The organism is Erwinia wuhanensis (assembly GCF_030484085.1).
Classification (GTDB): domain Bacteria; phylum Pseudomonadota; class Gammaproteobacteria; order Enterobacterales; family Enterobacteriaceae; genus Erwinia; species Erwinia aeris.
On the sequence record NZ_JAUJUH010000007.1, the window covers coordinates 157,766 to 179,869 of the forward strand.

The 22,104-nt window shown below is 56.6% G+C and carries 20 protein-coding genes; 12 read left to right on the top strand and 8 right to left on the bottom strand.

All coding sequences use genetic code 11. The annotated features are described in order from the left end of the window. Entirely contained in the window at positions 1-2,664 is a 2,664-nt protein-coding gene (aceE, locus tag QZH36_RS16885) for a pyruvate dehydrogenase (acetyl-transferring), homodimeric type (RefSeq protein WP_253455258.1), read from the bottom strand. Between the two features lie 121 nt (positions 2,665-2,785). Further along, positions 2,786-3,550 (bottom strand): pyruvate dehydrogenase complex transcriptional repressor PdhR, encoded by a 765-nt coding sequence (gene pdhR / locus QZH36_RS16890; protein WP_253455259.1) that lies wholly within the window; start codon positions 3,548-3,550, stop codon positions 2,786-2,788. Between the two features lie 496 nt (positions 3,551-4,046). On the opposite strand from pdhR, the gene QZH36_RS16895 reads away from it, so the two are divergent. The 3 genes from QZH36_RS16895 to QZH36_RS16905 all read left to right on the top strand — a co-directional run bounded on the left by QZH36_RS16895 (position 4,047) and on the right by QZH36_RS16905 (position 7,968). Next, positions 4,047-5,402 (top strand): amino acid permease, encoded by a 1,356-nt coding sequence (locus tag QZH36_RS16895; RefSeq protein WP_253455260.1) that lies wholly within the window; start codon positions 4,047-4,049, stop codon positions 5,400-5,402. Between the two features lie 206 nt (positions 5,403-5,608). Continuing rightward, positions 5,609-7,021, top strand: a complete 1,413-nt coding sequence (locus QZH36_RS16900) for a glycoside-pentoside-hexuronide (GPH):cation symporter (RefSeq protein ID WP_253455261.1) — start codon at positions 5,609-5,611, stop codon at positions 7,019-7,021. After that, positions 7,018-7,968 (top strand): glycoside hydrolase family 43 protein, encoded by a 951-nt coding sequence (locus QZH36_RS16905; protein WP_301730706.1) that lies wholly within the window; start codon positions 7,018-7,020, stop codon positions 7,966-7,968. The genes QZH36_RS16900 and QZH36_RS16905 overlap by 4 nt, the downstream gene beginning before the upstream one ends. Before the next feature lie 246 nt (positions 7,969-8,214). Here the strand turns inward: QZH36_RS16905 and ampE are convergent, their stop codons facing one another. Together ampE and ampD are read right to left on the bottom strand one after the other, a co-directional pair. Further along, positions 8,215-9,069 carry a beta-lactamase regulator AmpE gene (gene ampE / locus QZH36_RS16910; RefSeq protein ID WP_253455263.1) on the bottom strand — a complete coding sequence of 285 codons (855 nt, stop codon included), beginning with the start codon at positions 9,067-9,069 and terminating at the stop codon, positions 8,215-8,217. A gap of 5 nt (positions 9,070-9,074) precedes the next feature. Next, entirely contained in the window at positions 9,075-9,641 is a 567-nt protein-coding gene (ampD, locus tag QZH36_RS16915) for a 1,6-anhydro-N-acetylmuramyl-L-alanine amidase AmpD (RefSeq protein ID WP_253455264.1), read from the bottom strand. A gap of 216 nt (positions 9,642-9,857) precedes the next feature. Here ampD and nadC point away from each other — a divergent pair, with 216 nt between their 5' ends. The 4 genes from nadC to hofC all read left to right on the top strand — a co-directional run bounded on the left by nadC (position 9,858) and on the right by hofC (position 13,999). After that, positions 9,858-10,763 carry a carboxylating nicotinate-nucleotide diphosphorylase gene (gene nadC / locus QZH36_RS16920; protein ID WP_301730707.1) on the top strand — a complete coding sequence of 302 codons (906 nt, stop codon included), beginning with the start codon at positions 9,858-9,860 and terminating at the stop codon, positions 10,761-10,763. Between the two features lie 206 nt (positions 10,764-10,969). Then, positions 10,970-11,419 (top strand): prepilin peptidase-dependent pilin, encoded by a 450-nt coding sequence (ppdD, locus tag QZH36_RS16925; protein WP_253455266.1) that lies wholly within the window; start codon positions 10,970-10,972, stop codon positions 11,417-11,419. Beyond that, positions 11,416-12,807, top strand: a complete 1,392-nt coding sequence (gspE, locus tag QZH36_RS16930) for a type II secretion system protein GspE (RefSeq protein ID WP_301251444.1) — start codon at positions 11,416-11,418, stop codon at positions 12,805-12,807. Before ppdD ends, gspE begins: the two co-directional genes overlap by 4 nt. Further along, entirely contained in the window at positions 12,800-13,999 is a 1,200-nt protein-coding gene (hofC, locus tag QZH36_RS16935) for a protein transport protein HofC (protein WP_301730758.1), read from the top strand. Before gspE ends, hofC begins: the two co-directional genes overlap by 8 nt. Before the next feature lie 241 nt (positions 14,000-14,240). Here hofC and QZH36_RS16940 read toward each other — a convergent pair whose 3' ends face one another. After that, positions 14,241-15,281 carry a GMP reductase gene (locus QZH36_RS16940; protein WP_301730708.1) on the bottom strand — a complete coding sequence of 347 codons (1,041 nt, stop codon included), beginning with the start codon at positions 15,279-15,281 and terminating at the stop codon, positions 14,241-14,243. A gap of 235 nt (positions 15,282-15,516) precedes the next feature. On the opposite strand from QZH36_RS16940, the gene coaE reads away from it, so the two are divergent. Genes coaE through yacG form a run of 3 tightly spaced genes read left to right on the top strand, consistent with a single transcriptional unit; the run spans position 15,517 to position 17,090 of the window. After that, positions 15,517-16,128 carry a dephospho-CoA kinase gene (gene coaE / locus QZH36_RS16945; protein ID WP_253455269.1) on the top strand — a complete coding sequence of 204 codons (612 nt, stop codon included), beginning with the start codon at positions 15,517-15,519 and terminating at the stop codon, positions 16,126-16,128. 3 nt (positions 16,129-16,131) lie between these two features. Further along, positions 16,132-16,875: a cell division protein ZapD gene (gene zapD, locus QZH36_RS16950; protein ID WP_125289008.1), complete on the top strand. Its 744-nt coding sequence runs from the start codon at positions 16,132-16,134 to the stop codon at positions 16,873-16,875. Positions 16,876-16,886: 11 nt separating this feature from the next. Then, entirely contained in the window at positions 16,887-17,090 is a 204-nt protein-coding gene (gene yacG / locus QZH36_RS16955) for a DNA gyrase inhibitor YacG (RefSeq protein ID WP_253455270.1), read from the top strand. Between the two features lie 241 nt (positions 17,091-17,331). Here yacG and mutT read toward each other — a convergent pair whose 3' ends face one another. Next, complete coding sequence (gene mutT, locus QZH36_RS16960; protein WP_301251449.1) at positions 17,332-17,727, bottom strand: 8-oxo-dGTP diphosphatase MutT; 396 nt, start codon at positions 17,725-17,727, stop codon at positions 17,332-17,334. A 238-nt stretch (positions 17,728-17,965) separates the two neighbouring features. On the opposite strand from mutT, the gene QZH36_RS16965 reads away from it, so the two are divergent. Further along, positions 17,966-18,511 (top strand): prepilin peptidase, encoded by a 546-nt coding sequence (locus QZH36_RS16965; protein ID WP_301730709.1) that lies wholly within the window; start codon positions 17,966-17,968, stop codon positions 18,509-18,511. 108 nt (positions 18,512-18,619) lie between these two features. Continuing rightward, entirely contained in the window at positions 18,620-18,787 is a 168-nt protein-coding gene (locus QZH36_RS16970; RefSeq protein WP_301730710.1) for a hypothetical protein, read from the top strand. Positions 18,788-18,836: 49 nt separating this feature from the next. On the opposite strand, the gene secA is transcribed toward QZH36_RS16970, so the two are convergent. Together secA and secM are read right to left on the bottom strand one after the other, a co-directional pair. Beyond that, positions 18,837-21,542, bottom strand: a complete 2,706-nt coding sequence (secA, locus tag QZH36_RS16975; protein WP_253455274.1) for a preprotein translocase subunit SecA — start codon at positions 21,540-21,542, stop codon at positions 18,837-18,839. A 70-nt stretch (positions 21,543-21,612) separates the two neighbouring features. Continuing rightward, a complete protein-coding gene (secM, locus tag QZH36_RS16980) occupies positions 21,613-22,092 on the bottom strand; it encodes a secA translation cis-regulator SecM (RefSeq protein WP_253455275.1) in 480 nt (159 codons plus the stop codon). Between the last annotated feature and the right edge of the window lie 12 nt (positions 22,093-22,104).

The following is a 22,104-nucleotide window of genomic DNA, read 5'->3' on the forward strand; positions in this document are numbered from 1 at the left end:
TTATGCCAGACGCGGGTTGACTTTATCGGCATCGATATTGAATTTGGTGATGGCTTCCGCCACCACTTTCTTATCGATCTCGCCGCGTTTAGCCAGTTCGCCCAGCGCTGCAACCACCACGTAAGACGCGTCCACTTCGAAGTGGTGACGCAGATTTTCGCGGCTGTCGGAACGACCGAAACCATCCGTGCCCAGCACGCGATAGTCGCTGGCTGGAATATAGGTACGGATCTGCTCGGCGAACAGTTTCATATAGTCGGTTGAAGCCACGGCCGGTGCGTCGTGCATGATCTGCGCAACGTAAGGCACGCGAGGCGCTTCAGTTGGGTGCAGCATGTTCCAGCGCTCGCAGTCCTGACCGTCACGAGCCAGTTCGGTGAAGGAGGTCACGCTGTAAACATCGGAGCCAACGCCGTAGTCTTTCGCCAGGATCTGTGCCGCTTCACGAACGTGACGCAGGATAGAGCCTGAACCCAACAGCTGGACTTTACCTTTGCTGCCTTCTACCGTTTCCAGCTTGTAGATACCTTTACGGATACCTTCTTCTGCGCCCTGCGGCATCGCCGGCATGTGGTAGTTTTCGTTCAGCGTGGTGATGTAGTAGTAGATGTTTTCCTGCGCTTCGCCGTACATACGCACCAGACCGTCATGCATGATAACGGCGACTTCGTAAGCGTAAGCCGGATCGTAAGAGATGCAGTTAGGGATAGTCAGCGACTGAATGTGGCTGTGACCATCTTCATGCTGCAAGCCTTCGCCGTTCAGCGTGGTACGACCGGAGGTGCCGCCAACCAGGAAGCCGCGCGCCTGCTGGTCGCCCGCCGCCCAGCACAGATCGCCGATACGCTGGAAGCCAAACATCGAGTAGTAGATGTAGAACGGGATCATCGGCAGGTTGTTGGTGCTGTAGGACGTTGCCGCCGCCAGCCAGGATGCGCCTGCGCCCAGTTCGTTGATGCCTTCCTGCAGGATCTGACCTTTCTCATCTTCTTTGTAGTAGGCAACCTGCTCACGGTCCTGCGGCGTGTACTGCTGGCCGTTCGGGCTGTAGATGCCGATCTGACGGAACAGGCCTTCCATACCAAAGGTACGCGCTTCGTCGGCGATGATCGGCACCAGACGATCTTTGATCGACTTGTTCTTCAGCATCACGTTCAGGGCACGCACAAAGGCGATCGTGGTGGAAATCTCTTTGTTCTGCTCATCCAGCAGCTGACGGAAGTCTTCCAGCGCAGGCATCTCCAGCTTCTCGCTGAAGTTAGGCTGACGCGTCGGCAGATAGCCGCCCAGCTTCTCGCGCTGGCCATGCAGATATTTGTACTCTTCCGACTCTTTGTCGAAGGTGACGTACGGCAGGCTTTCGATTTTGTCATCTTCTACCGGCACGTTGAAACGATCGCGGATGTAGCGTACGCCATCCATGTTCATTTTCTTCACCTGGTGAGCGATGTTCTTGCCTTCTGCCGTGTCGCCCATACCATAGCCTTTAATGGTATGCGCCAGGATCACCACAGGTTTGCCTTTGGTGTCCTGCGCTTTTTTCAGCGCCGCGTAGATTTTCTTCGGATCGTGGCCGCCACGGTTCAGCGCCCAAATCTCGTCGTCGGTCATATCTTTGACCAGCTCGGCGGTCTCCGGATATTTACCAAAGAAGTGCTCGCGCACGTAGGCGCCATCGCGGGATTTAAAGGTCTGATAGTCGCCGTCAACGGTTTCATTCATCAGCTGGATCAGCTTGCCGCTGGTATCTTTGCGCAGCAGCTCGTCCCAGCGTCCGCCCCAGATAACCTTGATCACTTCCCAGCCTGCGCCGCCAAAGATGCCGCTCAGCTCGTTGATGATTTTGCCGTTGCCGGTTACCGGGCCGTCCAGGCGCTGCAGGTTACAGTTGATGATGAACACCAGGTTGTCCAGCTTCTCGCGGGTGGCGATGGTGATCGCGCCTTTGGATTCCGGCTCGTCCATCTCGCCATCGCCCAGGAAGGCGTAAACGGTCTGCTGTGAGGTATCTTTCAGGCCACGGTGCTCAAGATACTTGAGGAATTTCGCCTGGTAGATCGCGCCGATTGGGCCAAGACCCATCGAAACGGTCGGGAACTGCCAGAAATCCGGCATCAGTTTTGGATGCGGATAAGAAGAGAGGCCTTTGCCGTGCACTTCCTGACGGAAGTTGTTCATCTGCTCTTCGGTCAGGCGGCCTTCCAGGAAAGCACGCGCGTAAACGCCCGGCGAAATGTGGCCCTGGAAGTACACCAGGTCGCCGCCGTCTTTTTCGCTGCGCGCGCGGAAGAAGTGGTTAAAGCACACTTCATAAATGGTCGCCGAGGACTGGAAGGAAGACATATGGCCGCCCAGCTCCAGATCTTTCTTCGATGCACGCAGAACGGTCATGATGGCGTTCCAGCGGATGGCGGAACGGATACGACGTTCCAGCGAGGTATTACCCGGATAGTCAGGTTCGTCCTCAACGGCGATAGAGTTAATGTAGCTGCCGGCCCCAGTGCCCGCCGCTACCTTTACGCCGCCTTTGCGTGCTTCGCTCAATACCTGATCGATCAGGAACTGCGCGCGCTCCACGCCCTCTTCACGGATGACCGATTCGATCGCCTGTAGCCAGTCGCGAGTTTCAATCGGATCCACGTCATTGTGTAAACGTTCTGACATGGGGGTATTCCTTATCTGTGTCTAATACGTTGAATTGTCTGGAGCCTGTCTCTCTGTCCTCTGGCTCAGTGCAAAACACAGAGAGACAGGCCCTTCGTGGTTGTCGCGTTATGATTACGCGTTAATCCTTACGCTGCTGTAATCGGCGCAGGGAGCGCTCTCTTCGGCTCTGTTCCCGGCTTCTGTCCAGCAATATTTCCTCGATAAACGCCAGATGGCGGTGTGAGGCCTCGCGTGCCTTTTCGGGTTCGCGCGCCACAATCGCCTCGAAAATACTGGCGCGGTGACCGCTCACTTTTGCCAGCATTTCGCGGCGCGAGTAGAGCAATTCAAAATTCTGTCGGACGTTCTGTTGCAGCATCGGCCCCATTGAGCGTAGCAAATGCAGCAGCACCACATTATGCGCCGCCTCTGTGACAGCTATCTGATACTGCATGACCGCGTTGGCTTCGGCATCAAGGTCGCCGCTCTCCTGCGCGGTCTGGATTTGCAGATGGCAATCCCGGATACGTGCCAGATCTTCTTCCGTTCCTCGTAGCGCCGCATAGTAGGCCGCTATCCCTTCCAGCGCGTGGCGCGTTTCCAGCAGATCGAACTGCGATTCAGGGTGATCGGCCAGCAGTTCCACCAGCGGATCGCTCAGGCTTTGCCAGAGGTTAGTCTTTACAAAAGTGCCACCGCCCTGACGGCGCAGCAGCAGGCCTTTTGCTTCCAGACGCTGGATAGCTTCACGCAAAGAGGGACGGGAGACGTCGAACTGTTTAGCCAGCTCGCGTTCAGGGAGGAGCTTTTCACCGGGACGCAGCGTCCCTTCCATAATCAAGGACTCAAGCTGCTGCTCGATAGCATCGGATAGCTTTGGTTGGCGGATTTTGCTGTAGGCCATCATCCCTTCTTCGTGCCGTTTGCCCGAGTAAATTGGTCATACCAATTGCAAAAAGGAGCCCGTAAAGTAACAAAGTATTCACCTGATGTCTATATGGCAACGGCGCAAAACCAGACGCATGTCTCGTTTTACGGGCGCGAATTAACGCCTTATAACAGGTTAAACGCGTCAGAAAGAATGTTAAAAAAATTAACTTTTCTGAAGGAGACCAGGCAGTTAATGGCGCCCGATTAACGGCGTCATAAGTAAAATCGATTCGTCTTCAGGCATCCTTTATGACAAAAACAAACGTTGCCGAAACCTGTTTTTTTTGCAGCCGTCCCGGCTTAAACAGAAAGCGAGTGCATTACCCGGCGCTTATCATTATTCTTATCGCGAAAGTAGAGGCAGCCCCGCTTTTGCGGGGTTTCTTATGTAAACATTTAAGTACATCTATCGTAATAAAATGATGACAAAGGCTCGCCCTTAGTACAATAACGAGACCAAGAGGATCACTATGGAACAACAGCAGGGCGATATGCTGAAGCGCGGCCTGAAAAACCGCCATATTCAGCTAATTGCATTAGGCGGCGCCGTCGGCACCGGCCTTTTTCTGGGGATCGCACAAACCATTAAAATGGCGGGCCCGTCCGTCTTACTGGGCTACGCCATCGGCGGCTTTATTGCCTTTTTAATTATGCGCCAGCTGGGCGAAATGATCGTGGAAGAGCCGGTTGCCGGTTCTTTCAGCCATTTTGCCTATAAATACTGGGGCAACTTTGCCGGTTTCGCTTCCGGCTGGAACTACTGGGTGCTCTATATCCTGGTCGCGATGGCGGAACTGACCGCCGTCGGCCAGTATATTCAGGTCTGGTGGCCCGCGTTTCCTTCCTGGGCCGCCGCCGCCATCTTCTTTGTGCTGATTAACGCTATCAACCTGACCAGCGTAAAAATCTTTGGCGAAATGGAGTTCTGGCTGGCGATTGTGAAAGTGGTCGCCGTGGTGGCGATGATTGTGTTCGGCTGCTGGCTGCTGTTCAGCGGTCATGGCGGCCCGGATGCGAAGATCAGCAATATCTGGGCGATCGGCGGCTTTTTCCCGCACGGCGTGGGCGGACTGGTGATGGCGATGGCGATCATTATGTTCTCTTTTGGCGGCCTGGAGCTGGTAGGCATCACGGCGGCCGAAGCGGATGACCCGCAAAAAAGCATTCCGCAGGCCACCAACCAGGTGATCTGGCGTATCCTGATCTTTTATGTCGGCTCGATTATCGTGCTGCTTTCGCTTTATCCCTGGACAAAAGTTACCGCCAACAGCAGCCCGTTTGTGATGATTTTCCACGACCTGGGTGAAAGCCTGGCGGCGAACGTGCTGAACCTGGTGTTTTTAACGGCGGCGCTCTCCGTTTATAACAGCTGCGTCTATTCCAACAGCCGGATGCTTTACGGCCTGGCCCGTCAGGGCAACGGCCCGAAGGCGCTGCTGAAGGTTGACCGTCGTGGCGTGCCTTACGTGGCACTGGCGCTCTCAGCCGCTACCACGGCGATTTGCGTGCTGGTGAACTATCTGATGCCGGGCGAGGCGCTGGGCCTGTTTATGGCGCTGGTGGTCTCCGCGCTGGTGATCAACTGGGCGATGATCAGCTACGCCCATCTGAAGTTCCGCCAGGCGAAAGCGCGCGAAGGCGTGCAGACTCGCTTCAAGGCGCTGCTCTATCCCGCCGGCAACTGGATTTGCCTGCTGTTTATGATCGGCATTCTGGTCATTATGGCGATGACGCCGGGCATGGCGATTTCCGTATGGCTTATTCCGCCGTGGATTATCGTGCTGGCCATTGGCTACGCGGTAAAAAACCGGCTGCAAAAAGCCTGATGACCCGGGGCGCTTCGGCGCCCTTTTTACTGCGCGCTAATCCTCCAGCCTGCCTTACCTTTTATGGCCCTCACCGCGCGAATTGCCAGCTTACTCACACTTTTCCGGTTACAGCCGTTTTGTCCATCTCTGCAACCTTTTGCGCCAGCGCAAGACGCTATTAAGCCAGTGATAATCTCTGCTTCATCCTGTGGGAGAGATTATCCATGAAGAGCGCGGCGCTTTCGGTAAAAGAGAAGATTGGCTATGGCATGGGAGACGCGGGCTGCAATATGATCGGCGGCGCGATCATGCTTTTCCTTAACTATTTTTATACGGATGTCTTTGGCCTTGCGCCCGCGCTGGTCGGCGTCCTGCTGCTTTCCGTGCGCGTGCTGGATGCGATTACCGACCCCATTATGGGCGCGCTGGCCGACAGAACGCAGAGCCGCTGGGGACGTTTTCGTCCCTGGCTGCTATGGATTTCCCTGCCCTATGTGCTGTTCAGCGTGCTGATGTTTACCACGCCGGACTGGAGCTATGACAATAAGGTTATCTACGCGTTTGCCACCTACTTTCTGATGTCGTTAACCTATACCGCTATCAATATTCCTTACTGCTCGCTTGGCGGCGTGATTACCAACGATCCCGGCGAACGCGTCTCCTGCCAGTCTTACCGCTTTGTAATGGTCGGCATCGCCACGCTGATCCTGTCGCTCTCCCTGCTGCCGATGGCGGAATGGTTCGGAGGCGACGACAAAGCGCGCGGCTACCAGATGGCGATGAGCGTGCTGGCCTTTATCGGCCTCTGCATGTTCCTTTTTTGCTTCGCCACGGTGCGTGAACGCATTCATCCTGCCGTACCGAGCAACAGCGATCTGAAATCCGATTTACGGGACGTGTGGAAAAACGACCAGTGGGTGCGCATCCTGCTGCTGACCTTTTGTAACGTCTGTCCCGGCTTTATCCGCATGGCGGCCACCATGTACTACGTCACCTGGGTCATGGGGCAAACGACCCATTTCGCCACGCTGTTTATCAGCCTGGGCGTAATAGGCATGATGCTGGGCAGCACGTTGGCCAAAGTGTTGACCGATCGCTGGTGCAAACTGAAAGTCTTCTTCTGGACCAATATCGTGCTGGCGCTGTTCTCCTGCGGCTTCTATTTCCTGGATCCGCACGCTACGGTACTGATTGTGGTGATGTACTTCCTGCTGAATATTCTGCATCAGATCCCTTCGCCGCTGCACTGGTCGCTAATGGCGGACGTGGACGATTACGGCGAGTGGAAAACCGGCAAGCGCATTACCGGCATCAGCTTTTCAGGCAATCTGTTTTTCCTCAAAGTTGGCCTGGCCGTAGCGGGCGCGATGGTTGGCTTCCTGCTCTCTTTTTACGGCTACGACGCGGGCGCGAAAGCCCAGTCGCCGCTGGCCGTCAACGGCATCACGCTGCTGTTTACCATTATTCCGGGCGTCGGTTATCTGATTACCGCTGGCGTGGTCAGGCTGCTGAAGGTTGACCGACCAACGATGCAAAAAATCCAGCTGGATTTGGAACAGCGTCGCCATAATTTCCGCGAACTCAACGATTATCATCACGGCAAAGCGCCGGTTAAACCAGAAGGAACAGGAGCATGAGCAGTCACTGGCCCGTCCCCCTTATTGCACAGCGCGCCGATCCCTTTATTCTGCGCCATCGGCAGCATTACTATTTTATCGCCTCCGTACCTGAATACGATCGGCTTGAGCTGCGCCGCGCCGCGACCTTAGCCGATCTGGCGGCAGCCGAAGCCGTCGTGGTCTGGAAAAAACACGCCAGCGGCGAAATGAGCGAGCTGATTTGGGCGCCTGAACTGCATCTTATTGATAACGTCTGGGTCATCTATTTTGCCGCCGCGCCGTCCAGAGAAATCAAAGATGGGCTGTTCCAGCACCGCATGTTCGCTATCGCCTGTCATGACGACGATCCGCTTACCGGCGCCTGGCATGAATGCGGTCAGGTCGTGACGCCCATCGACAGTTTTGCGCTGGACGCGACCCACTTCGTGCATCAGGACAGAAACTGGTATCTGTGGGCGCAAAAAGATCCGGCGATCCCCGGCAACTCCAATCTCTATCTGGCCGAACTGGAAACGCCGTGGTCGCTGAAAAGCGCGCCGGTGATGCTGAGTCGGCCTGAGTTCGACTGGGAATGCGTGGGCTTCAGCGTCAACGAAGGGCCTGCGGTTATTCGTCACGGCAACCGCCTGTTCGTCAGCTATTCGGCCAGCGCGACGGATGAAAACTACTGTATGGGCCTGCTGTGGATCGACGTTGCTGCCGATCCGATGAAAGCGGAAAACTGGCAAAAATCCCCTCAGCCGGTCTTTAAAACCAGTTGGGAAAACCGCCAGTTCGGGCCGGGGCATAACAGCTTTACGGTAACGGAACAGGGTGAGGACGTACTGGTTTATCATGCGAGAGACTACACGGAAATCGAAGGCGATCCGCTTTACGATCCCAACCGGCACACCTGCATTAAAACCTTTACCTGGGATAGCGACGGCATGCCGGTCTTTGGCGAACCGCCGGCGGCCGTGGATTAACAAAGCCGTTAATTTGATGCCGGGCAGGCGAGTTTATTGGCGCTGCGATCGGCAACCTGACGACTATCCCGGTTATTTCCACTTTGGTATCCAAAGCAACCGGCTATATTGGAAAACGGATCGGTAGCTGGATTGGCAGCAGCGTGGGTAATCTTATCGAGGGAGGGTTTGGCACCGACGACAGCGCGGCTGCCTGAGCAATAACCTGACAGCCAATAATCCGGCCTGCGGGCCGGATTATTCCTGCTATACCAGCGCGCCGTAAATAGTCAGCAGCGCCACCACTACCACGATCACCAGCGACACTTTCTTGGCCAGCGCAACGGCAATTCGCGGCGTTTGCACCTTGTCCGTATGCAGATCGCGCGCCAGCGAAAACTGCGCCAGTCGGGTCAGCACCTGATATTGCGAGGTATGCCGGTCGCCCAATGAAGCAAACCAGGCCGGCAGCGCGCGTTCGCCATGTCCCAATAAGGCATAGGCAACTCCCGCCAGTCTTACCGGGATCCAGTCAACGCAGTGCAGAATAGCATCCACGCCGGATTGCGACCGTTCCAGTGGCGTATAACGACGCGCCAGCCAGCTCTGCCACGCGCGCAGAAAAGCATATCCCACCAGCAGAACCGGTCCCCATGGGCCGCCCACGACAAACCAGAACAGCGGTGCCAGATAAAAGCGGTAGTTAATCCACAGCAGCGCATTTTGCAGTTCGCAGAGATATTCGCGCTCGTTACACTCCATCGGCAGGCCGTGGATCAGCGTCAGCTCTTCTGCCATGGCGCTGTGCGCGTCCGTATCGTTATGGCTGGCCGCTTTCAGATAGGCATGATAATGCAGCCTTACCGACCCCGCACCGATGCACAACAGCCCAACGGCAATCCAGAACAGCAGCTGTAAAACGCCGAAAAAAAGGCCCTTCAGCGCCAGTAAACAGAGTGCGACCACCGCCATCGCCGCCAGCGTCATCGCCAGCGTGCGCAGCAGCGAAAAGCGCCGCTGACGACGGAACAACCGGGCCAGATGGTGATCCAACTGCCAGTGCTCGCCCATTTTAAACAAGCGTTCCCAACCCAGAACCAATAACAAACTAAAAAGCGTCATGCCTGTTACTCCTGCTGTACAGCGGAGGGATCGTGCTCCAGCCCGCTCCGAAATCTTTCCCAGTCAAACGCCGGTCCGGGATCGGTTTTTCTTTCCGGCGCGATATCACTATGCCCGGTAATATTTTCGACTATTTGCGGATAGTGCTTTGCCAGTAAACGGGTCACCGCCTGCAAAGCCTGGTATTGCGCATCGGTGTAGGGCAGCACATCGGTGCCTTCCAGCTCAATGCCAACAGAAAAATCATTGCAGGCCTCCCGTCCCTGATAGCAGGAAACGCCCGCGTGCCAGGCGCGTAAATCAAAAGGCACGTACTGGATGATTTCGCCATCGCGACGGATCAGGCAATGCGCGGAAACCCGCAGATGCGCGATATCCGCAAAGTAAGGATGGGCCCCGGCATCCAGCTGGCCGGTAAATAGCGCATCGATCCACGGGCCGCCGAACTCGCCCGGCGGCAGGCTGATATTATGAATAACCAGAAGCGTGGGCGTTTCGTTTTGCGGGCGCTGATTAAAATGCGGCGACGGCACCCGCTTCACGCCGGTCAGCCAGCCTGACTGCAACTGCATGGCCTGCTCTCCTTTTCTATAGATAACATCAGAGTAACATGAATCCCTGACGCGGGAAGCCCCGCCGCCGCAGAAACAGCTCGGGGGAAGTTTCGTCGCTTTTTGCCCTGTCAGGCGGCAAAAAATCGGCTGCCCTGGCGCAGTAACCGACTCGCCAGCCGCAGGTAAAAAAGCTAGCATGGTTCTCTCTTCAATCCGCCCTTTTGGAGTTTGACCATGACAACCCGTCGCTACGATGCGGACAGCCGCCGTGCCGCGCTGTTGGAACGTATTAAGGATGATATTCCTCCTGCCGTCGCCCTGGCGCTGCGAGAAGACCTGGGCGGCGAGATCGACGCCAGCCGGGATATTACCGCCAGCCTGTTACCAGAAGATGCCCGCTCTCATGCCGTAGTGATTACCCGTGAACCGGGTATTTTCTGCGGGAAACGCTGGGTCGAAGAAGTTTTTATCCAGCTTGGTAATAAGACGCAGATGATTTGGCACGTGGAGGATGGTGACGCGATCGTCGCCAACCAGCCGCTGTTTGAAGTAACCGGCCCTTCCTCGCTGATACTGACAGCGGAACGCACCGCGCTGAATTTTGTCCAGACGTTATCCGGCGTGGCGACCGAGGTCAGCCGCTATGTGGCTATGCTTGAAGGCACCAAAACGCAGCTGCTGGATACGAGAAAAACGCTGCCGGGACTGCGCACCGCGCTGAAGTATGCCGTGCTGTGCGGCGGCGGCGCTAACCACCGACTGGGCCTTTCCGACGCTTTCCTGATCAAGGAAAACCATATTATCGCCACCGGTTCAGTACGCCAGGCCGTGGAAAAGGCGTTTTGGCTGCATCCGGACGTGCCGGTGGAAGTTGAGGTTGAATCGCTGGACGAGCTTAGTCAGGCGATCGAGGCCGGGGCGGATATCATCATGCTGGATAACTTCAGCGTTGAGCAGATGCGGGAAGCGGTGCGCCTGACCAACGGCCGCGCGCTGCTGGAGGTTTCCGGCAACGTCACCGACGAGACGTTACGGACTTTCGCCGAAACGGGCGTGGATTACATCTCGGTCGGCGCGCTAACCAAGCACGTGCGGGCGTTGGATCTCTCCATGCGCTTTCGCCCCGCTGCCGCCCATTAATTTTACCTGTCATTTTAACGCCGTCTCCGGATGGCGTTTTCGCTCCCATCACTGAATTTTGCGAGCCGTCTTCCCGCCTTTTTGTCTGCTGATGTAATAGCGAAAGAATTCCTGCTGCCCTTCTTCGGAAACGTTTTTTTGCCGCTGGCCTGCGTTTTTTTTCAGCGGTACGTTGCTGACTCCTTAAACACATGGAAGTCAACATCATGAAAAATCAGCAGGGATTTACCCTGGTCGAACTAATGATAGTTATCGCTATCATCGCCATTCTCAGCGCTATCGGCCTGCCGGCTTACCAGAACTATCTGCAAAAAGCCGCGCTGACCGATATGCTGCAAACGGCGATGCCTTTTAAAACCGCCGTGGAACTGTGTGCCATCGAGCACGGCGGCGCGGAAAGCTGTAGCGCAGGCAGCAACGGCGTGCCGTCCGGGAAAGGGTCGCGCTATGTTGCCACTGTGGCCGTGCAGGGCGGCGCGCTGACGCTGACGGGCCAGGAGAGCCTGAATGGCCTGACGGTAACAATGAAACCGCAGTGGGACGGTGCCGAAGGCCAAATCGGCTGGCAGCGCACCTGCGCCACCCAGCAAACGGGACTGAAAGAAGCCTGTGAAAATATCTTCCGCTTTGACGATGACAGCGAGGTGGCGGAATGACAGCGTCTTCCTCTCTGCAGGCCGTCGAGGCCCTTTGTCAACGTCATCACGCCGTGGTGCTTTCGCTTACGCCGCAGCGGCTGCACATCGCGATGGCGACGCCGCCCTCGGCCGATATGATGGCGGCGCTGCGTTTTACCGCTCAGGGCGCGATTGAGATTGAGTACTGGCCACCGGCGCGACTGGAACAGTATCGGCAGGATCGTCCGGCCGCATCGGAACCTGCGGCGGCACATAGCGAAACCACCATCCAGCGTATCGACAATCTGTTGGCGCTGGCGATACAGCAGCGCGCGTCCGATATCCACATCGAACCTCAGGCCGACGCGTTACGCATCCGTTTTCGGGTGGATGGCGTGCTGCAAAACGTGCCGACTTCGCCAGCCGACAACGCCGCGGCGCTGCTGGCAAGGCTGAAAATAGTCGCTAACCTGGATATCGCCGAACGCCGGATCCCGCAGGATGGCCAGTTCACGCTGGCACTGTTGGGAAAACCCGCTTCCTTTCGCCTCTCGACGCTGCCCACGCGCTGCGGTGAAAAAGCGGTTATCCGACTGCTGCAAACTGACACCCAGTCCGTGTCGCTGGAGAATCTCGGCATGTCGCCAGCGGCGCTGCGCTGCTTTCGCGAGGCGCTGGCGAGGCCGCAGGGGCTGATTCTGGTTACCGGCCCTACCGGCAGCGGGAAAACCTTTACCCTTTACAGCGGGCTGAGCTCGCTTAACACGCCGGGCCGCAACCTGTGCAGCGTGGAAGATCCCGTGGAAATCCCGCTGCCGGGCGTTAATCAAACCCAGGTACATCCTAAAACCGGACTTGATTTCAACCGCGTGCTACGCGCTCTTCTGCGTCAGGATCCCGACGTAATTATGATTGGCGAAATCCGCGATGCGGAAACGGCGGAAATCGCCATCAAGGCGGCGCAGACCGGCCATCTGGTTCTGTCGACTTTGCATACCAACTCCACGGCGGAAACGCTGACCCGGCTAAGGCAAATCGGCATTCCCGGCTACCAGCTTGCCTCCGCGCTAAAGCTGGTTATCGCCCAGCGTCTGGTACGCCGTCTCTGCCCGCACTGTCGCGAACCCGCCGAAGCGCTGGCCCATTTCCCTCAGGATCTCTGGCCGGGTACGGTGCAAAACTGGCGCGCCGTCGGCTGCGAACGCTGCTATTCCGGCTTTTATGGCAGGCTGGCGCTGTTCGAGCTGCTTCCCGTTAATGCGCGGCTGCAAAATGCTATCGCGACCGACAGCGCTCAGGAGGCGCTGCTGAAAATTACCCGGCAGCAAAATATAAACTCGCTGTTTGTAGAAGGACTACATAGCGTGAATAAAGGCGAAACCACGCTGGCAGAGCTGAATCGAATTGTCGGTAATGACGATGACTGATCCGCTGTTAGTGGAATGGCAGGCCATGGACAAAGAAGGCGCTTTTCATCAGGGAGCCTGTTTTTGCCGTGGCCGCCAGGAAGCAACAGAACGGCTCATGGCGCTCGACCTGCTGCCGCTAAAGGTTAGCAAAGGACGCCGCTATCGCGCCGGCGACTGGAAATGGCAGCACAAGATTACCTTTTTCCGCGAGCTGGCTACGCTTTTGCAGGCAGGCATGACGCTTTCTGCCAGCCTGCGGCTGACGGCTGAAGGCCATGCCGATCCCGGCTGGCAGGCTTTACTCACGCAAATAGAGCAAAGCGTGTCGGAAGGCATACCCTTTTCACAGGCGCTGGCCGACTGGCCTGTAGTTTTCCCACCGCTCTACCCTGCCCTGATCGCGGTTGGCGAACTGACCGGCAGAATGGACGAATGCTGTCTGCGGCTGGCCGGTCAGCAGGAAAGAGAACAACAGCTGCAAAAGAAAGTAATGAAAGCGCTGCGCTACCCGCTGTTTGTGGTCGCCGTCGCGCTGCTGGTCAGCATCGGAATGCTGATGTTCGTTTTGCCGGAGTTTGTAGCTATCTATCATTCCTTTAACGCGCCGCTACCGGCCTTTACCGCAGCCATAATCGCCCTTTCAGAGGGGCTACAGCGTTATGGCATGCTTATTTTGCCGCTGGCCTTCGGCGGCCTCGCTTACTGGCGCTGGCAAAGCCGCCGCCTGCCCGTCTGGCAGCGTAACGAGCAGCGATGTCTGTTACAGCTGCCGCTTATCGGCAGGCTTTATCGCGGCGGCCAGCTCAGCCGTATCTTTCTGACCCTGACGCTGACGCAGCAGGCTGGTCTGACGCTGTTGCAGGGGCTGCAGGCGGTAGAGAAAACGCTCGATCATCTGCTGTGGCGGGAGGCGATAGTCGCCCTGCAGCAGCATATCGCCGCCGGTAACCCGCTGTATCGGGCGCTGGCACAGCACGAGCTTTTCACGCCGCTGTGCTACCAGCTGATAAAAGTGGGCGAAGAGGCTGGCGCGCTGGACAGCCTGCTGCTGCGGCTGGGGGAATGGCATGAGGCCAGCACGCATGAGCTGGCGGATAATCTGGCCGCCGCGCTGGAACCGTTAATGATGATCGTTACCGGCGTGCTGGTCGGCACGCTGGTAGTCGCGATGTACTTGCCCATCTTTAACCTGGGCGATGCTTTGGGATAGTGACCGTTTTGACCAGGCGATGTATTCACACAGAGGACGTATTAAGACAGACAACGCTTTGAGACAGGAGACGCCTTGAGACAGACAATGCTTTAAGGCAGACAATGCTTTGAAGCAGGCAACATTTTGGGACAGGCGACGCTTTAAGGCAGGCAAAGTGATGCCGTTCTACCAAGCAGGGTGTGAAAGCGACAGCGTAAAAACCTGCCGCTCAGCGCAAGCGGCAGGCCAGTTGCCGACTTTAACGGTTGAACACCCGGTTTTCCTGCTCCGCCACGCGGATAAAGGTCGTGCGCTTGGTCAGCTCTTTCAGCCGCTCAGCGCCAACGTAGGTACAGGCAGAGCGCAGGCCGCCAAGAATGTCTCGCGCCGTGTTGTCTACCGGGCCGCGAACGGGAAGCTTAACGGTTTTGCCTTCTGCCGCCCGATAGCCCGCCACGCCGCCAACGTGCCGGTTCATCGCAGATTCAGAACTCATGCCGTAAAACAGCATAAACTGCTCGCCGTCCTCTTCCACCAGCGTGCCTTCGCATTCATCATGCGCGGCCAGCATCCCGCCGAGCATCACAAAATCGGCGCCGCCGCCGAAGGCTTTCGCCACGTCGCCCGGTACCGAACAGCCGCCGTCGCTGACAATTTGACCGCCCAGCCCATGCGCCGCATCCGCACATTCAATTACGGCGGAAAGCTGCGGATAGCCTACGCCAGTTTTCACCCTTGTAGTACAGACGGATCCGGGGCCGATGCCCACCTTCACGATATCGGCACCGGAAAGGATAAGCTCCTCCACCATTTCGCCCGTCACTACGTTACCCGCACAGATAGTTTTATCCGGGCAGGCCTCGCGAGCGCGCTGTAAAAACTCGACAAAGTGTTCGGAGTAGCCGTTAGCAACGTCAATACAAATGAAATTTAACGCGGGCGACAGTGCGAGGATCTGCTGCATTTTAACGAAATCGGCATCGGAAGTGCCGGTAGAAACCATCACGTATTGCAGTACGCTTTCAGGTACGCGATCGATAAAGGCCTGCCATTGTGCCACGCTATAATGCTTGTGAACGGCGGTAAGGACCTGGAATGAGGCCAGCGCTTCCGTCATGCTGAAGGTGCCGACAGTATCCATATTGGCGGCAATGATCGGCACGCCTGACCAGGCGACGCCGGAGTGTTTGAAGGTGAACTGACGGTTCAGGTCAACCTGTGAACGACTCTTCAACGTGGAACGCTTGGGGCGGATCAGGACATCTTTAAAACCTAGCTTAATATCTTCTTCAATACGCATAAATCACTTCCTGGTTGATGGCGCAATCTGATGATTGGGTGCTGCTGCCAGCTCCAGTAGCCTTATCATACGCGCTAAAAACGCACGGACAAGACTGCGAAAACAGGTTTATTTAGGCTACAATCCCATAAATTTATCTGTGATTCTCTTATGTGATCTGCACCCCACTTTTAGCGGCCGCGTCAATGCTGGCCTGAGCGGATGCGGTCACATCGGAGCCGTGAGAATCGGGACTATGAGCTATACTGTTGCGCTGACCGGTGGTATCGGCAGCGGGAAAACCACTATCGCTAACGCCTTCGCGGCCAGAGGCGTGGATATCGTTGACGCCGATATTATTGCCCGTCAGGTCGTGGAGCCCGGTCAACCCGCGCTGAAAGCGATACAAGAGCGGTTCGGTGCGGCGGTCATTCGCCCGGACGGCTCGTTAGATCGCGCCTCGCTGCGTCATCGGATTTTCAGTTCCGCGCAGGAAAAAGCCTGGCTGAACGCCCTTCTGCATCCGCTGATCCATAGTGAGACCCGTCGCCAGCTGGCGTTAACCCGCTCCGTCTGGTGCCTGTGGGTCGTTCCTTTGCTGGTTGAAAACAATCTGCAACAGCTGGCCGATCGGGTGCTGGTTGTGGATGTCGATCGCGAAACGCAGCTGGCGCGTACCATGAGCAGAGACCACATCAGCCGTGAACAGGCTGAACATATTTTGGCTGCGCAGGCCACGCGTGAAGCGCGACTTGCCGTAGCCGACGACATTATCGATAACGGCGGCACACCTGATGATGTGGCCGCCAAAGTTGCCCGGCTGGATCAGCGCTATCGCCAGCTTGCCGGAGCAACAGATCAGGATTAAAGCATGAGCACAACGGTTTTATTTGAGTACCCATTAAATGAAAAAATGCGGACCTGGCTGCGCATTGAATTTTTGATGAATCAGCTGGACAGCAGCCGTACCATCGTCGATTCAGTCAGCGCGCTAACTTTTTTCCGCAATGCGGCCGAGCTGCTGGATGTATTTGAACGCGGCGAACTGCGTACCGAAATTGTCAAAGAGCTGGATAAGCAGCAGCAGAAGCTGCGCTCCTGGGCGGAAGTGCCGGGCGTGGATATGGATCTGGTGCATAAGCTGCACGACAGTCTGAAAACGCGTTCGACTGCGCTAATGGCCGCTCCGCGTATGGGACAGATGATGCGGGAGGATCGGTTGATCGGACTGGTGCGTCAGCGTTTAAGTATTCCCGGCGGCTGCTGCAGTTTCGACCTGCCTACGCTGCATATCTGGCTGCATATTGAACAGGAGAAACGGGACAGTCAGGTTGCGCTGTGGATGAACTCGCTGGCGCCTATCCGCGACGCGCTGACGCTGATTTTGGACTTAATTCGCCAGTCGGGCGCTTTTCGCCATCAGACCAGCCTGAACGGATTTTATCAGGACAATGCGGAAGGCGCCGATCTGCTGCGCCTGCAGCTGATGCTGGAAGACTCGCTTTATCCGCAGGTTTCCGGCCATAAAAGCCGCTATGCTATCCGCTTTCTGCCGCTCGACAGCGAGCACGGCGAGGTGCCGGCGCGCCTCGATTTTCAACTTGCCTGCTGCTGAGGTAACGATCAATGAATGAAGTCATCACCGTAAACTGTCCAACCTGTGATAAAGAGGTTATCTGGGATGAGCTGAGCCCCTGGCGGCCCTTCTGCAGCAAGCGCTGCCAGCTGATCGATTTGGGCGAATGGGCTAACGAAGAGAAACGTATTCCCAGCGAGGGCGACCTTTCCGACAGCGATGAATGGAGCGAAGAACCGAAAGATCGCTACTGACAGCCTACTACCAGGAAGATGACCGCTGGCTGAATATGGCCCTTTTCAGCCAGCAGCGAGGCAATATCGTCTACGTTGACCCGCTCTGAAGACGAACAATATCGCCTGTATCAGCCCCGGCCTGCACACGAGAAATATCGCTCAAATTAGCCCGGTTTGCAGGCAACGATATCGTCTGAATCAGCACGGCCTGCGAGCGATATCGCCTGAATCCACCCAAGCCTACGGGCAACGATCGCGTCTAAATCAGTCCGGCCTGCAGGCGAGCGATCAGTTCTGCATTGGCGGGAGGAAATTCTTCCGCCACCAGCGCCTGCTGCGCGACCCAACGTTGCGGCTGCCCTTCACGTCCCCACGGTTCGCCCTGCCAGGCCTCTACCAGAAAGAAATGCAGCGTGACCTGTAGCTCGCTGTCCGTATGGCTGGCCATACCGCAGGCCGATGCGCTCAGCGGAGTGATGCCCGTTTCTTCCTGTAGCTCGCGCTTCAGCGCCTGTTCCGGCGTTTCGCCTGCTTCGATTTTCCCGCCGGGAAATTCCCATCGGTTAGCCATATGGGATTTAGCGGAGCGCTGGGTTAGAAATATTCTTTTCTGCCCGTCACGAATGATGCCTACTGCCACCTGCAAATGCTTCATAACTGTTCTCTGGATTGCCTGAAGTATGCCGCCACTATTCCAGCGTTGCGGCACAATCGCAAGCCCGATTGTAAACTGCGAGCCGTTACGAAAATCAGCTATATAACAGCATGAAAATGGCCGAAGGCCGGTACGGCAGTAAAAACAAAGCGTAGAATTTCGTTCCAGGGAAGCCCGTCTTAAGCAAAGCAGACAGGCACGGCGACGTCTGCCGACTCACGGATAAGAGGAGAGAAATATGCGCCGCATCTTTAGCCTTCAGGTAAACATGTTCATGCTGCCAGCGCTACTGGCAGTGACAACAATCGTTATAGCGCAGCTGCCTCTGAGGCTGTGGCTGCCGGCGCTGCTGCTAAGCTGGACGTTATTAGCACTGGCAGTCGTGGATTATCGCCTGTTTCTGCTGCCGGATATGCTGACGCTGCCGCTGCTCTGGCTTGGACTGCTTGCCAGCACGATCGGATTGCTGCCGGGCCTGACGCCGGAGCAGGCCGTTTATGGCGCAGCGGCGGGTTACAGCACGCTTTGGCTGCTCTCGCGCGGCTATTGGCTGCTGAGAAAAAAAGAGGGGCTGGGGCTGGGCGATGCCAAATTACTGGCGGCGCTGGGCGCCTGGACGGGCCTGGAGCGGCTGCCCTGGATCGTGCTGCTGGCGACGCTTATCACCTCAGCCGCGCTTTTTGCCGCGTGGCTGATGTTCAGGCATCCGCTTAATGCGCCTTTCCCTTTTGGGCCTGCGCTGGCCTTTGCAGGCTGGACGATATTTCTCTGGCTCTATGGATAACGGCCAGGAGGCCGGCCCTGACGTGGCAAAGACTATAACTGGCATAACACGGCCTCGCTTTGGCAAAGACTATAACTGACGCAAGGTGAGCTGGCTTTAGTAAAAATTATGTGGCTGTGGCTGTGGCTGTGGCTGTGGCTGTGGCTGTGGCTGTGGCTGTGGCTGTGGCTGTGGCTGTGGCTGTGGCTGTGGCTGTGGCTGTGGCTGTGGCTGTGGCTGTGGCTGTGGCTGTGGCTGTGCAAGAGCGTACTGGTTTGCCCTGTCTCTCCGCCATAAAAAAACCGGGGAATTCCCCGGTTTTTTAAAGCGTGGTCAGCAATACCCGTCAGGCCAGGCGGCCGTGACACTGCTTATATTTTTTTCCTGAGCCGCAAGGGCAAGGATCGTTACGTCCGACTTTGCGCTCGCCGGTCTGCTCAGCCAGCGCCATTGCCGCTTCCGTTTCGGTATCCACATGGCTCAGCTGCTGCTGCTGCGCCAGACGCTCGGCTTCTTCACGACGCTGCTCTTCCATCGCTTCGACTTCTTCCGGCATCCGGACCTGCACCTTGCTCAGCGTGCTGATCACTTCATACTTCAGCGACTCCAGCATTGCGGCGAACATGGCGAAAGACTCGCGCTTGTACTCCTGCTTAGGATCCTTCTGCGCATAGCCACGCAGATGGATGCCCTGACGCAGATAGTCCATTGCAGCCAGATGCTCTTTCCACAGCGAATCCAGCGTTTGCAGCATCACGCCTTTTTCAAAGTTGCGCATCATCTCAATGCCGACCACTTCTTCTTTACGCTGATACTGCTCTTTGGCCTGCGTCATAATACGTTCGCGCAGCGTCTCTTCATGCAGGTCAGGCTCTTTGTCCAGCCACTCTGCAATCGGCAGCTCCAGGTCGAAATCGTTTTTCAGACGTTCCTGCAGGCCTGGCACATCCCACATCTCTTCCAGCGACTGCGGTGGAATGTAGGTATCGATCGTGGTTTTAAACACGTCTTCACGGATGCTGGTGATAGTTTCCGATACGTCGGAAACGTCCAGCAGCTCGTTACGCTGGGTGTAGATAGCGCGACGCTGATCGTTAGCCACGTCATCATATTCCAGCAGCTGCTTACGGATATCAAAGTTGCGGCTTTCCACTTTGCGCTGTGCATTGGCAATAGCTTTGGTCACCCACGGATGCTCAATCGCTTCGCCCGGCTTCATGCCCAGTTTACGCATCATATTAGAGACGCGATCGGAGGCAAAAATGCGCATCAGCGCATCTTCCATCGACAGATAGAAGCGTGAGGAGCCGTTATCGCCCTGACGACCGGAGCGGCCGCGCAGCTGGTTATCGATACGGCGTGATTCATGACGCTCGGTGCCGATGATATGCAGACCGCCGGAAGCCAGTACCGCATCGTGACGCACTTTCCAGGCGCTCTTGATCGCTTCGATCTGCTCAGGGGTTGGATCGGTCAGCGCGGCGATTTCCGCCTGCCAGCTGCCGCCCAGCACGATATCCGTACCGCGACCCGCCATGTTGGTTGCGATGGTAACCGCGCCCGGCTGACCAGCCTGCGCCACGATATCCGCTTCACGGGCGTGGAACTTGGCGTTCAGCACCTCGTGTTTGATCCCGGCGCGAGTCAGCTCGGCTGACACCACTTCCGATTTCTCAATAGAGATCGTTCCCACCAGCACCGGCTGGCCGTTAGCGGTACGCTCGCGGATATCTTCAATGATCGCGTCGATCTTCTCTTTCTCGGTCATATAGACCAGATCCGGCAGATCTTTACGCACCATTGGGCGGTTGGTAGGTACGACAATCGTTTCCAGCTTGTAGATAGAGCTGAATTCAAAAGCCTCGGTATCTGCCGTACCGGTCATACCGGCCAGCTTGTCGTAAAGGCGGAAATAGTTCTGGAAGGTAATAGAAGCCAGCGTCTGGTTTTCGTTCTGGATCTCCACGCCTTCTTTCGCTTCTACCGCCTGATGCAGACCATCCGACCAGCGACGGCCCTGCATGGTACGACCAGTATGTTCATCGACGATAATCACTTCGCCGTCTTTCACGATATAGTCCACGTCGCGGGTAAAGAGCGCATGGGCGCGCAGCGCCGCCGTGACGTGGTGCATCATCATGATGTTGCCCGGCGAATAAAGCGACTCGCCCTCTTCCATGATGCCTTCGCTGACCAGCAGCTCTTCCACCTTCATCAGGCCACGCTCGGTCAGATGCACCTGACGCCCTTTTTCATCCACGGAGAAGTCGCCTTCGCCCTGGAAGGTGTCGGAGTCTTCTTTGTCCTGACGGATCAGGTGAGGGATGATTTTGTTAACTTTGATATAGAGTTCGGAGCTGTCTTCCGCCGGGCCGGAGATAATCAGCGGCGTACGCGCTTCATCGATCAGGATGGAGTCGACCTCATCCACCAGCGCATAGTTGAGCTTGCGCTGCACGCGATCCTCAGGGCTGAACGCCATGTTATCGCGCAGATAGTCAAAGCCATATTCGTTGTTGGTGCCGTAGGTAATATCGGCAGCGTAGGCTTCACGTTTGGCCGGAGCAGGCATTCCCGGCAGGTTGATGCCGATGCTCAGTCCCAGGAACTCGAACAGCGCGCGGTTGTTTTCCGCATCACGCTGCGCCAGATAGTCGTTGACCGTGACGACGTGCACGCCTTTGCCGCTAAGGGCGTTCAGGTAAGCAGGCAGCGTAGCGGTCAGGGTTTTACCTTCACCGGTACGCATTTCCGCGATGCAGCGATCGTTCAGTACCATGCCGCCCAGCAGCTGCACGTCAAAGTGACGCATGTTAAAGACGCGCTTGCTGGCCTCACGTACGGTCGCAAAGGCTTCCGGGATCAGGTTTTCCAGCACTTCGCCTTTTTCCAGACGCGCGCGGAACTCGGCGGTCTTCGCCTTCAGCTCATCATCGGACAGCTTCTCAAAGTCCGGTTCCATCTTGTTGATCTGCTCAACCACTTTGCGCATACGGCGCAGCGTACGGTCGTTACTGCTACCAAAAACCTTGGTTAATAATTTGATTAACATAAACAATATTCTCTCAGCCACTGCTTCTACAGCGCATCACTAAACTTTTAATGGGGGAACTATAGTCGATTTATGCGAGAGAGACAGGCCCGGCGCGAATGCCCTGCACGCTGGCCAGCCACAGGCCGGTCTGATAGCGAGGCGCGTCGGTTGTTTGCTGCGGCGTGGTCTGGCGAACAATCGCGGGCGGTCTGGCTTCATGCGTGAGTAGCGCATTCAGCGTGTCCAGCAGCGCCAGCCGATGCACCTCAAGCGGCGTGGCCTGCTCAATAACGGCAGCGGGCGTCAGCGTAAAAGAGAGATGGCGAATAACGGTGCGGATGGCGTGTTGATGCCAGTAATCCACATTAAAGCTGGCGCGACGCGCGTTCAATAACGCAAGGCTGTCGAAACGCACGCTATTATTGATATTCAGGCTTCTGGAAGCAGTTTCTGGTAAGGTATCACCTGAGGCGTGAGGCAGACCAAAGCTCGCCGCGACCATCCCCAACAGGAGATGCGGCCAGAAGTAACGTCTGCCAAATTGTCGCCAACAATTAAGAATACCCACTGTTTTCCGCCG